Annotated in this window: 9 protein-coding genes; 6 read left to right on the forward strand and 3 right to left on the reverse strand. The window is 67.0% G+C overall.

Annotated features, from left to right (window positions below):
• The first annotated feature begins 6 nt into the window (after window positions 1-6).
• The 6 genes from IP65_RS07685 to IP65_RS07710 all read left to right on the forward strand — a co-directional run bounded on the left by IP65_RS07685 (window position 7) and on the right by IP65_RS07710 (window position 8,426).
• Window positions 7-486 carry a CopG family ribbon-helix-helix protein gene (locus IP65_RS07685; RefSeq protein WP_022677795.1) on the forward strand — a complete coding sequence of 160 codons (480 nt, stop codon included), beginning with the start codon at window positions 7-9 and terminating at the stop codon, window positions 484-486.
• Complete coding sequence (locus IP65_RS07690) at window positions 483-1,352, forward strand: urea amidolyase associated protein UAAP1 (RefSeq protein ID WP_022677794.1); 870 nt, start codon at window positions 483-485, stop codon at window positions 1,350-1,352. The genes IP65_RS07685 and IP65_RS07690 overlap by 4 nt, the downstream gene beginning before the upstream one ends.
• Before the next feature lie 19 nt (window positions 1,353-1,371).
• Window positions 1,372-2,007, forward strand: coding sequence for an urea amidolyase associated protein UAAP2 (locus tag IP65_RS07695; protein ID WP_054131307.1), 636 nt, complete (start codon window positions 1,372-1,374; stop codon window positions 2,005-2,007).
• Complete coding sequence (gene uca / locus IP65_RS07700; protein ID WP_054131308.1) at window positions 2,004-5,603, forward strand: urea carboxylase; 3,600 nt, start codon at window positions 2,004-2,006, stop codon at window positions 5,601-5,603. The genes IP65_RS07695 and uca overlap by 4 nt, the downstream gene beginning before the upstream one ends.
• Window positions 5,600-7,375: an allophanate hydrolase gene (gene atzF / locus IP65_RS07705; protein ID WP_054131309.1), complete on the forward strand. Its 1,776-nt coding sequence runs from the start codon at window positions 5,600-5,602 to the stop codon at window positions 7,373-7,375. The genes uca and atzF overlap by 4 nt, the downstream gene beginning before the upstream one ends.
• Window positions 7,376-7,493: 118 nt before the next feature.
• Window positions 7,494-8,426 carry a hypothetical protein gene (locus tag IP65_RS07710; protein WP_054131310.1) on the forward strand — a complete coding sequence of 311 codons (933 nt, stop codon included), beginning with the start codon at window positions 7,494-7,496 and terminating at the stop codon, window positions 8,424-8,426.
• A 131-nt stretch (window positions 8,427-8,557) separates the two neighbouring features.
• Here IP65_RS07710 and IP65_RS07715 read toward each other — a convergent pair whose 3' ends face one another.
• Genes IP65_RS07715 through IP65_RS07725 form a run of 3 tightly spaced genes read right to left on the reverse strand, consistent with a single transcriptional unit; the run spans window position 8,558 to window position 12,651 of the window.
• A complete protein-coding gene (locus tag IP65_RS07715) occupies window positions 8,558-10,015 on the reverse strand; it encodes an efflux transporter outer membrane subunit (protein WP_054131311.1) in 1,458 nt (485 codons plus the stop codon).
• 3 nt (window positions 10,016-10,018) lie between these two features.
• Window positions 10,019-11,560 carry a DHA2 family efflux MFS transporter permease subunit gene (locus tag IP65_RS07720; protein WP_231627606.1) on the reverse strand — a complete coding sequence of 514 codons (1,542 nt, stop codon included), beginning with the start codon at window positions 11,558-11,560 and terminating at the stop codon, window positions 10,019-10,021.
• Window positions 11,557-12,651, reverse strand: coding sequence for an HlyD family secretion protein (locus IP65_RS07725; protein WP_054131312.1), 1,095 nt, complete (start codon window positions 12,649-12,651; stop codon window positions 11,557-11,559). Before IP65_RS07725 ends, IP65_RS07720 begins: the two co-directional genes overlap by 4 nt.
• Window positions 12,652-12,718: the final 67 nt, after the last annotated feature.

Consider the following 12,718-nt stretch of genomic DNA (forward strand, 5'->3'; position numbering starts at 1 on the left):
ACTCGCATGAGCAGCGAACCCGCCAGCCTGGCGCGGCTCAGCATGAGCTTGCCGGCCGATCTGTTCCGCAAGCTCGACATGATGGTGGAAGAGCGCCAGTTGCCCTCGCGCTCGCAACTGATTGCCGAGCTGATCCGCCACGCCCTGGCCGACCACGAAGCCCTGACCCGCCCGGACGAGATGCTCGCCGGCACGATCACCATGGTCTATCGCGGTGACCGTGGCCGCGTGCGCCACCAGCTGGCGCAGACCCAGGCCGATTACCTCAAAGAGGTGATTTCCGCCCAGCACGTGTTCCTGGAAGACGACCAGAGCCTGGAAGTCCTGCTGGTGCAGGGCCCGGCCGTGCGGCTGAAAGAACTTTCCGACGCGCTGCGCCGCGTGCGCGGCGTGCAACAGCTCGAACTTGTCACCACCACTGCCCTGCTGCCGCCGATCTATGTTCAGGACGACGGCAAGAGCACCAGCAATGGAGCGGCCGCATGACCGATACGCTCACCCCTTCCCCGGCCCCAACCCCGGCAGCCGCCGGAGGCAACCTCGCCAACCCGCTCGCCGCGCGCGATCATGCACGCAGCATGGGCGGCACGGTGGTGGAAACCATGCCGGTGCTGCCGCCCAAGGCTGATGATCTGCCCGAGGGGGTCGATCCGGCAGACCTGGTGTGGGAAGAAACCATTGCCGCCGGCGGCTATGCCACGCGGGTTCTGGCACGCGGCACGCGGCTGCGCCTGATCGATACGCGCGGCGATGCCTGCGCCGGGCTGCAGGTGTTCAACGCCGCCATGCCGACCGAGCGGCTCAATGTGGCCGATACAGTCAAGGTGCAATGGAACGCCTATCTCGGCGCGGGCAAGCTCCTGCTGTCGGACATGGGCCGCGTGCTGCTCAGCATCGTGGAGGATGATGCCGGCACGCACGATTGCTTTGCCGGCACATCGAACGCGGCCAGCAATGCGGCAAAATACGGCGAAGGCCGCAACAGCGGCGCCTGCCCCAACGGGCGCGACCGGTTCCTGCTCGGCGCGGCCAAGCATGGCCTGACGCGGCGCGACGTGCATCCCTGCATCAATCTGTTCAAGGGCACGCGGATCGAGGAAGACGGCACAATCACGCCGCTGGTCGGCCCGTTCGCGCCCGGCCGGCAGGTGCTGCTGCGCGCCGAAATGGACGTGATCGTGGTCATTGCCAATGTGCCCCACGTGCTTGATCCGCGCGCGGAATACAGCGTCACCCCGCTGCGCGCCACGGCCTGGCGCGGGCCGGCAACGCTGGGCAACGATCCCATCCGCAACGCGACACCCGAAGGCCTGCGCGCCTTCCTCAATGTCGAAGACTATTTCCGCCGCTAAACGCGAAGGACGGATTGCGATGTCAACCGATACCCATCTTGCCGGCCTGTCCGGCACTATCGTTCACGACGAGATCGTGCCCGCCCGCGCCCCCTGGCTCTATCACGTCGCCAAGGGGCAGACGCTGCGCATCGTCGATCTGGAGGGCAACCAGGCGGTCGATTTCCTGCTCTACAGCGCGAGCGACGATGCCGAACGCTATTCCGCGCAGGATACCGTGGCGGCGCAGGGCAACCTGTTCCTGCGCGCCGGCACCACGCTGTTGTCCAACGAAGGGCGCCCGATGATGACCATCGCGGCCAGCGCGGTGGACTATCACGATACGATTGGCGGGGCCTGTTCGTGCGAATCCAATACCTTGCGCTATGGTCATCACACCAAGTGGCAACATGCCTGCGTCGAAAACTTTCTGGAGGCCAACCTGTGGGAAGGGCGCGGCAAGCGGGACATCGTCTCGAACATCAACTTCTTCATGAACGTGCCGGTGGAGGCCGATGGCGCGCTGGGCATCGTCGACGGGATTTCCGCGCCGGGCCTGACGGTGGACCTCAAGGCCGAGATGGACGTGGTGGTCGTCGTGTCCAATTGCCCGCAGATCAACAACCCGTGCAACGCGTTCAATCCCACCCCCGTGCGCATGATCGTGGCGGCATGATGTTCGATACCGTCCTCATCGCCAATCGTGGCGCGATCGCCACCCGGATCATCCGCACCCTACGCCAGATGGGCCTGCGCTCTGTCGCTGTCTATTCCGAGGCGGACGAGGGATCGGCCCATGTCGCCCTGGCGGACGAGGCCGTGTGCATCGGCCCGGCACGCGCCAGCGAAAGCTATCTCAACATTCCCGCGATCATCGCTGCGGCCAAGCAGACCGGCGCCGGCGCGATCCACCCCGGCTATGGCTTCCTGGCCGAAAACGTCGAATTTGCCGATGCCTGCGCGGCAGAAGGCATTGTCTTCATCGGCCCCACGCCTGACAATATCCGCACCTTCGGCCTCAAGCACAGCGCGCGCGAACTGGCCAAGGCCCATGGCGTACCGCTGGCGCCGGGCAGCGACCTGCTGACCAGCGAGGACGAAGCGGTGGAGGCGGCGGCGGCCATCGGCTATCCCATCATGCTCAAGGCCACGGCCGGCGGTGGCGGCATCGGCATGCGCGTGTGCGAGAGCGAGGCCGACGTGCGCGAGGGCTTTGCCACCGTGGCGCGCCTGGGGCAGAGCAATTTTGGTGACGCCGGCGTGTTCCTGGAACGCTATGTGCGCCGCGCCCGCCATGTCGAAGTGCAGATCTTTGGCGATGGCGCGGGGCGCATCGTCGCCCTGGGTGAGCGCGATTGCTCGCTGCAACGCCGCAACCAGAAGGTGGTGGAAGAAGCCCCTGCCCCGCTGCTGCCCGAAAGCGTGCGCGCCGATCTCTATGCCGCCGCCATCCGCCTGGGCGAGGCGGCGCGCTACCGCTCGGCCGGGACGGTAGAATTTCTCTACGATGCCGATCGTAAGGAGTTCTTTTTCCTGGAAATGAACACCCGGCTTCAGGTCGAACACGGCGTGACCGAAGAGGTTATGGGCATCGACCTGGTCGCATGGATGGTGCGCGGCGGCGCGGGTGACTTCACGTTTCTGGACAGCGCACCCACCACGCCGTCGGGCCATTCGGTGCAAGTGCGCCTCTATGCCGAGGATCCCGCGCTGGACTACCGACCAACCTCCGGCACGCTGACGGCGGTGGAATTTCCCGCCGATATCCGCACCGAAACCTGGGTGGTCGCGGGCACCGAAGTGAGCGCATGGTACGATCCCATGCTGGCCAAGCTGATCGTGCATGCCCCCACGCGCGAAGCGGCCGTGGCGGCGATGCAGCAGGCACTGGCCGCCACGCGCATCGACGGCATCGAAACCAACCTGCGCTGGCTGCGCCAGGTGGTGGCGAGCCCCGCGTTTACCAGCGGCGAGGTTTCCACTCGCGTGCTCGACACGATCAGCTTCGTGCCCGCCAGCCTGCGCGTGATCGCCGGTGGCACGGCCACCACGGTGCAGGACTGGCCCGGCCGCCAGCATCTGTGGGCTGTGGGCGTGCCGCCCTCGGGGCCGATGGACGATCAATCGTTCCGCCTGGGCAACCGCTTGCTCGGCAATCCCGAAGGCATGGCTGGCCTCGAAATGACGCACACCGGGCCAACCCTGGCGTTCACCGCGCCCGCGCGCATCTGCCTGACCGGGGCTGATTTCGGCGCGACGCTGGATGGTGTGGCGGTGCCGCTGGGCCAGGTCATTGCCGTGGCGGCGGGGCAGACGCTGGCCACGGGCCGCACGCGCGGCGGCGGCATGCGCGGCTATCTGCTGATCGGCGGTGGCCTCGATATCGCGCCTTACCTGGGCAGCCGCGCCACGTTCGAACTGGGCCAGTTCGGCGGCCATGCCGCGCGGCGCCTGGTGGCGGGCGATGTGCTGCACCTGGGCGGCGAGGAAACCGCTGCGCCGCTGCCGGCGGTGGAACTGCCCGCCATGGGCAGCGAATGGACGCTGCGCGTGCTCTATGGCCCGCACGGCGCGCCCGATTTCTTCACCGATGAAGACATCGCCATGGTGGTGGGCGCCGATTGGCAGGTGCACTACAACTCCAACCGCACCGGTGTGCGGCTGATCGGCCCCAAGCCGCAATGGGCGCGCGCCGATGGTGGAGAAGCCGGGCTGCATCCCTCGAACATTCACGACAATCCCTATGCCATTGGCGCGGTGGATTTCACCGGCGACATGCCGATCATTCTTGGCCCTGATGGCCCGTCGCTGGGCGGCTTCGTCTGCCCCTTCGTGGTGATCGCGGCCGATCGCTGGAAGATCGGGCAACTGGTGCCGGGCGATCGCCTGCGCTTCGTGCCCGTGTCCATCGCCGATGCGCAAGCGGCCGATGCGGCGCAGCGCGCGCTGGTGGCGGACGGCACGCCGCCGGCGCCGCGCCCCGCGCGCGAGATCGAGACGCTCTCGCCCATCCTGGCGGAGATCGCCGGCCACGGCACGCGCCCGCGCACGGTCTATCGCCAGCAGGGTGATCGCAATATCCTGGTCGAATACGGCCCGATCACGCTCGATATCGAGTTGCGCATCCGCGTGCACGCCTTGATGACCGAGCTGGAACGCATGGCGCTGCCCGGCGTGATCGACGTTGTGCCGGGCATCCGCTCGCTGCAGGTCCATTTCGACGGGCAAAGCCTCGATCAGCAAGCCGTGCTCGCCGCGCTGATGGAGGCGGAGGAGCGCCTGGGCGATCTGGAAGATTTCACCATCCCCTCGCGCATCGTCCACTTGCCGTTGAGCTGGCGCGATCCGGCCACGCTCGAAACCATCCAGAAGTACATGGGCGCGGTGCGCGACGATGCGCCGTGGTGCCCCGACAACATCGAGTTCATCCGCCGCGTCAACGGCCTGCCCGATGCCGCCAGGGTGGAGAACCTGATCTTCGAGGCCAACTACCTCGTCATGGGCCTGGGTGACGTGTACCTGGGCGCGCCGGTTGCCACCCCGGTCGATCCGCGCCACCGCCTGGTTACCACGAAGTACAACCCGGCCCGCACCTGGACCCCGCCCAACGTGGTTGGCATCGGCGGGGCCTATATGTGCATCTATGGCATGGAGGGGCCGGGCGGATACCAGCTGTTTGGCCGCACCATCCAGGTGTGGAACACCCACCGCCAGACCGACGCCTTTATCGAGGGCAAGCCCTGGCTGCTGCGCTTCTTCGACCAGATCCGCTTCTATCCAGTAAGCGCCGAGGAACTGGTGGAATGGCGCCGCGACTTTCCCACCGGGCGCCGGTCGATCAAAATCGAGCCATCGGAGTTTCGCCTGGCCGATTATCGCCAGTTCCTGGCCGACAACGCCGCTGAAATCGCCGCGTTCGAAGCCCAGCGCGTGGCCGCTTTCGACGCGGAACGCGCCGAGTGGCAACGCCGTGGCGAGTTCGACCGCGTGACGGACCTGGCCGATGCCGATGCCCCCGTGGCCGGCACGGTGGATGTGCCCGATGGCGCCGACCTGGTGGAAGCGCCCTTTGGCGGCAGCGTGTGGAAGCTGCTCGTCGCCGAAGGAGACGAGGTCAAGGCTGGCGATACCATCGCCGTGCTGGAGGCGATGAAGATGGAATGCGCGGTGGAAAGCCCCGGCAGCGGCGTGGTCGCCGCGCTCTACATGCAGGAAAAGCAGGCCCTGCAACCCGGCGCGCCGATGCTCGCCCTACGCCGGCACGCGGCATGAGCGGGCCGGCACCGCGCCTATCGGCAGCCGCCCTCGCCCAGGCGGTTGGCGGCGGGCAAACCACAGCGCTCGCTGCGATGGAGCTGGCACTGGCGCGCATCGCGGCCTATGATGCCGTGCAGCCACAGATCTGGATCAGCCGCCCGGCCGATGCAGCCCTGCTGGACGCTGCCCGCGCCGTCGATGCGCGCGTGGTGGCGGGCGAACACCTGCCGCTGGCCGGCGTGCCCTTTGCGGTGAAAGACAATATCGACGTGGCGGGGCTCGATACCACCGCCGCCTGCGCCGCCTTTGTCTATAGCCCATCAGGATCGGCGACAGTCGTGGCCCGGCTTGAGGCGGCCGGCGCGATTTGCGTGGGCAAGACCAACCTCGATCAGTTTGCCACCGGCCTGGTCGGCACGCGCAGCCCCTATGGCATTCCGCGCAATGCCAGCAACCTCGCCTATGTCTCGGGCGGGTCCAGTTCTGGCTCGTCGATCGCGGTGGCCGCTGGACTGGTGCCGTTCGCGCTCGGTACCGATACCGCCGGATCGGGCCGCGTGCCCGCCGCGTTCAACCATTTGATCGGCATGAAGCCCAGCAAGGGGCGCTGGTCCACCTCTGGCCTGGTGCCAGCCTGCCGCTCGCTCGATTGCATCTCGGTGTTCACCGGCGATACCGCCGATGCGCGGCTGATCGATCATGTCGTCGCCGGCTATGACGCCGCCGATCCATGGTCTAAATCGCTGGCCGACAAGCCGATCGCCGGCCGCGTGATCGGCGTGCCCAGGCGCGCTCAGCGCCAGTGGTTTGGTGACGCGGAATCCGAATATTTCTATGACCGCGCGCTGGCCCAGCTCGCCGAAATCGGCACCTTGATGGAAATCGACTATGCCCCGCTGCAAGAAGCAGCGCTGCTGCTCTATGGCGGGCCGTGGGTGGCAGAGCGCACCGCCGCGCTGGCGCCGCTGCTCGCCAGCAACCCCGGCGCGATCGATCCCACCGTGCGCTCCGTGGTCGAACCCGGCCTGGAAAAAAGCGCGGTCGAGCTGTTCAACGGCATCTATCGTCTGGCCGAATTGAAGCGCCATGCCGACCAGCTGTGGGACGAGATCGACGCACTGGCGTTCCCCACCACCGGCACGGCCTATCGCGTCGCCGAATTGCAGGCCGCGCCCATCGCGCTCAACAGCAACCTTGGCGCCTATACCAACTTCGTCAATCTGCTCGACATGGCGGCGCTCGCCGTGCCGGCCGGGGTGCGCCACAACGCCACCGGCTTTGGCATCACGCTGATCGGCCCGGCCGACAGCGACCGCGCCTTGCTCGATTTGGCCGATGCCTATCTTTCGGTGGCGCAGCTGCCACCCCCACCCCCGCTCGATCTGGAGGGCAAGATGCAGACCGTGAAACTCGCCGTGGTTGGCGCCCATTTGAAGGACATGCCGCTGCACTGGCAGCTGACCAGCCGCAACGCCACTTTCGTGGAAGCGACCACCACCGCGCCCAGCTATCGCCTCTATGCCATGGCCGACAGCGTGCCGCCCAAGCCGGCGCTGATCCATGCCGGAGACGAAGGCGCGGCGATTGCGGTGGAAGTCTACGAACTGGGCGTGGCCGAGTTCGGCAGCTTCACCGTCGAAGTGCCCGCGCCGCTGGCGATCGGCACGGTCACCCTGGCCGATGGCAGCAGCGTCAAAGGCTTCGTTGCCGAACCACGCGCGATTGTGGGCGCGCAGGACATTACCGACCTGGGTGGTTGGCGCGCGTTCATCGCGCAGAAGGCCTGACCACCATCATATTTCGTCACCCCGGACTTGATCCGGGGTCCCGCTTCCTTTGAGCGGCGGGAAAGGAAGCAAGCTGGACCCCGGATCAAGTCCGGGGTGACGAAGAGGAGGAAAGCCGATGAAGCGCTTTGTTGCCGCCACGCTCTTGGCGCTCGCCCCATTTGCGGCCCCAATTGCCGCCCACGCCGCTCCCAAGCCCAAGGTTATCGCCGTGCCCGGCTTTGCCGATTTTCTTGCGGTTGACGGCGACACCGTCTGGGCCACCAATCGCGGCCGGGTGGAGCAATGGTCACTCACCGGCATGAAAGCGACAGTGCCGCTGGCCCATCCGTGCGGCGGGATGGCTGTTGCCGATGGCGCACTGTGGGTGGCCAATTGCGCCGATCGCACCGTCAACCGCATCGACACCGCCACCGGCAAGCTTGTCGCCACGATTGCCAGCGGCATCGCCAACGACAAGGAAGGCGAACTCAATGTCGTGGCGGGCGCGGGCTCGATCTGGGTGGCGAGCGATGCCAAGGGCGTGGTCTCGCGCATCGATCCGGCGACCAACACGGTGGTTGCAACCGTCACGGTCGATCCCGGCAGCTGGTACATGGCCGCTGGCGAAGGCGCGATCTGGGTGGTCAGCGCCGCACAGCAAAGCCTGCAGCGCATCGATCCGGCCACCAACACCGTCACCGCGCGCACCCCGCTGGGCAAGGCGCCGGGTTTCCTGGCGGCCGGCGAAGGCAGCGTCTGGGTGCAGGAACAGGGCGATGGCACCCTGGCGCGTATCGACCCGAAGACCGGCGCGCTGCTCGGCCGGGTAAAGGTGGGCGAAAATCTCAAGTGGGGGGATATCGATACCGGCGCCGGCAAGGTGTGGCTGCGCACCACCGATGATCAGGTCTTTGCCGTGATCGACGCGCAAACCATGGCGATCGACGCCCGCGTGGGCAAGCCTGCCGGCAGCGGTGGCCTGCGGTTCAGCCCAGCCGGCATCTGGACCTCGGCGCATGATGCCCACACGCTAACATGGTGGCCAGAGCCGGGTAGTTATGGGAAGTAGGCGCTAGGGTTCCACCACCCCCCGCCCCCCTCCTCTGAAGAGGAGGGGGAGTTAACATCCTGTTTTTAAGCCCCATCCTCTTTAGAGGAGGGGGTAGGGGGGTGGTGGAAGCCACACACCAACATCACCCATCACTCCGTCACCCACCCCCCAGCCGTCGCCACATAAAGCCGCGCGACATTGAGGAACTGCTGCGCGCGCGCCTGCACCAGCGCGGTGCTGGCGCGCTGCCAGGTGCGCTGGCTGTCGATCACCTGCAACACGCCGCTGTTGCCCACGTCAAAGCTCTTGCGCGACAGCGTGCGCGCACGGTCTGCCACGTTCAGCGCGTCCTGCTGCATCGCCACGCCTTGCGCATCGTTGTCGAGCGCGTGGAGCAGTTCGGCCACTTGGGCAAAGGCGGTGAGGACGGTCTGGCGATAGGTGTGGTCGGCCGCCCGCGCCCGCGCCACGGCCGCCTCGCGCTGCGCCTTGAGCGTGCCGCCGTGAAAGATCGGCGCAGTCAGCCCGGCAAAGAGATCATAGCCGCGAAAAGCATTGGCAGTAAGATCGCCCAGCCCCGGCGCCCCTTGTTCCAGCGTCGCGCCCAGGGTGATGTTGGGATAGAGCCGCGCCGTGGCCACCCCAATCTCGGCCGTCGCGGCATGCAACTGCGCCTCGGCCGCGAGGATATCGGGCCGCTTGTGCACCAGCGCCGATGGCAGCGAGACCGGCACTTGCGCGGGCAGGGCAAACTGCTCCAGCGTGAAATCGGTGGCGCCCAGCGCATCGGGTGTGATGCCCAGCAAAGTTGCCAGCATTGCCCGCGCTTGGGCCAGTTGCTGCTGCAAGGCAGGCAAGGCAGGCCGGTCTGCGGCAAGCTGCGCCTGCGCGCTCAGGACTTCTACCGCCGTGCCCTCGCCGCCCTGCTGCCGCTTTTGCATCAGGTCGAGATTGCGCGCGTCATCGCTGAGCAGCGCCTGCTGCGCGGCCATCTGGCTGCGGATCGCGGCAATCGTCAGCACCTGGTTCACCACCTGGCCGGCCAGCGCCAGATGCGCGGCCTCGGTCTGGCGCTGCTGCGCCAGGGCCAGCGAGCCGCTTTGTTCGGCCTGGCGCTTGAGGCCGCCGAACAGATCGAGATCATAGCTGATCCCGCCGCCCACCGAATAGAGATGGAAATCGGGATTGCCATCCAGCCCCAGCGCGGGCGACGCGCCAAAACCGAAGGCCGCCAGGTTCACCTGCTGCTGTTCCGCGCGGGCATTGGCATCGATTTGCGGCGCGCGGCGGCCCAGCACGGCGCGCCATTGCGCCTGCGCCGCCGCCAATGTGGCATCGCTGGCGGCAAGGCTCTCGTTATGGGCCAGCGCCTGATCGACCAGTTGGTCGAGCGCATCCGAACCAAACGCGCGCCACCATTGCGCCTGCGGCCCTTCGCCCAGGCTGGCCTGCGGCGCGGCGCCCGCAGCAGGCGCGACATCGTCGGCCGCGCGGTAGGTCGGGGCCACAGGGGCGGCCGGGCGATGGAAATCGGGGCCGACCGTGCATCCGGCAACCAGTGCAGCCGGGAAGAAAGCCAACGGAACAAGGCATCGTCTGGCGCGCATCGGTCAATCCATGTGCAGATGAAGATCGTCACCATCCCGGCTGCGGCGTGGCCCACGCAGGAACAGCAGCAGCGGAATGGCCAGCAGCGTGACCAGGAACAGTGCCCAGAACGCATCGATATAGCCGACCATGGCCGCCTGGTTGGTGATTGCCGCGTTGATCCGCGCCACCTGGTCTGCGGCATGGAAATCCAGCCCCGGCGCTGTCCAGGCCAGCACGGGATTGTCGGGCCGCACGCCTTCGATCAGGCGGGCATGCACCGTGGCGGTGTTGCGCACGGTCATCGCCTGCAGCACCGAAATGCCGATGGCCGAGCCGATGTTGCGGATCAGCGTGAACATCGCCGCGCCTTCGTTGCGGAACCGGGGATCGAGCGTGGCAAACGTGATGGTGGACAGCGGCACAAAGATCATGCCGGTCCCCAGACCCTGGATGAAGCCCGACCAGATCATCAGGCTTTCATCCATGCCCAGCGAAAACGCGCTCATCCGATACATCGACCAGGCGCTCAGGATAAACCCGATCAGGATCAGCAGCCGCGCATCGACACGCTTGATCAGCCGGCCGGCCAGCATCATCGCGATCAGCGAACCCACCCCGCGCGGCGCGGTGACGAGGCCGGTCAGCACCACCGGATAGTGCATCAGCCCTTCCAGCATGGGCGGCAGCAGGGCGAGCACCGAAAAGATCAGCACGCCCAGGAAAAAACCGAAGATCGAACCCAGCGTGAAATTGCGGTTGGCAAACAAGGCCAGATCGATGAACGGGCGCCGCGCTGTCAGGATGTGCACCACGAACAGATAGGCAAAGAGCAGCGCGAGCATGGCCTCGACCACGATCTCGGTGGCGCTGAACCAGTCCTTGGTCTGTCCGCGATCGAGCATCAGTTGCAGCGAACCTACCGCCAAGCCCAGCATGGCAAAGCCGAACAGGTCGAGCCGGGTCTGCGTACGTTGCGGGCTTTCCTTGAGGAACAGCGACAAGCCGGCAAAGGCCAGCGCGCCGATCGGCAGGTTGATGAAAAACACCCATCGCCACGTCAGGTTATCGGTCAGCCAGCCACCCAGCGCCGGGCCCACGATCGGCCCCAGCACCGCGCCCATCGACCACACCGACATAGCCGGGCCATGGCGCTCGGGCGGGTTGATATCGAGCAGGATGGCCTGGCTCATCGGCACCAGCGCCGCGCCGAACACGCCCTGCAACAGGCGGAATCCCACGATTTCGGTAAGATTGGTGGCCATGCCACACAGGCCCGAGGCGATGGTGAACCCCACGATCGACCACAGCATCAGCCGCCGTCGGCCAAACCGTCCGGCCAGCCACCCGGTCAGCGGCGTGCAGATCGCGGCGGCGACGATGTACGAGGTCAGGACCCAGGTGATCTCGTCGGCCGAGGCCGAAACGCTGCCCTGGATATGCGGCAGGGCGACGTTGGCGATCGTGCTGTCGAGCGAGTTCATCACCGTGGCGGCCATGACCGAGGCGGTGACCATGCGCCGCACCCCGGCCGGCGGATAGCCCGCGGTCATCGCCGTGGTCATGGGCGCGCGGCCTGCCCGCTGGCGGCACCCCTGGTATCGACCGTCACTTCCGCGCTCAAACCGGCATGGAGCGGCACCCCGGCAGGCGGGTTCTCGATCTCGAACTCCACCGGCAGGCGCTGCACCACTTTTACCCAGTTGCCCGTGGCGTTTTCGGCCGGCAGCAGGGCAAAACTGTTGCCCGTGCCGGGGCTGAAACTGGCCAGGCGGGCGCGCAGGTGGAGCGAGGGAAAAGCATCGAGCCGCACCGTGGCGGGTTGTCCGATGCGCATCTGATCAAGCTGGTTTTCCTTGAAATTCGCCTCGATCCACAGATGCGTGCCGGCCAGGGTAAACACCGGCTTGGCCGTCGTGACATAGCTGCCCACCTGCAATTGCGGCACCTTGGTCACCACGCCATCCTGCGCGGCGCGCACCACCGTATAAGACAGGTTGAGCCGCGCTTGATCGAGGGCCGCCTGCGCGCGGCGGACGGCAGGTTGGTCGGCGATCGGCGCATCGACCTTGCCCGAAAGCGCGGCCGCCAGGCTGGCATTGTGCTGTTGCGCGGCGGCCACGGCGGCGCGCGCGGTGCGCTCGGCCAGCACGGCCTGATCGGCCTGGTTCTGCGAGGAAATGCTCTGCGCCAGCAAGGCCTTCTGCCGCGCCGCCTCGCGCATGGCATAGTCCAGCTGGGCGCGCGCCGTCGTCAGTTCCGATTGGCCTTGGGCATAAGTGGCGCGCTGCGCCTCTACCTGGGTGCGGGCATTGGCCAGGTCTGCCTCGGCCGCCGCCACGGCCACCTGGAACGGCGCGGGATCGATGCGGAACAGCACGTCGCCTTTCTTGACGCGGCTGTTTTCGTGCACCTCCACCGCGATCACCGGCCCGCTGACATTGGCGCTGACGGCGACAAGGCCGGCCTGGATATAGGCGTTGTCGGTGGTTTCGTGCCCCTGGCTGCCCAGATAGAGCCAGGTTCCCACCGCCGCTGCGATTACCACCCCGCCGATCAACAGGGGCAGGCGCCACCGCTGCCGCCGTGCCGGCGGTGCCGGATCTGCCACCACGTTGGCGTTCGGGCCACTGCCCGCCACATCATCTCGTGCCATTCTTTTGCCCACATCGCGCCCCGGCGCGCAAAGACGCCGTTTCGGGGCTCTCGTATCGCTGCATGCC

Source organism: Novosphingobium sp. AAP1 (assembly GCF_001295765.1).
Classification (GTDB): domain Bacteria; phylum Pseudomonadota; class Alphaproteobacteria; order Sphingomonadales; family Sphingomonadaceae; genus Novosphingobium; species Novosphingobium capsulatum.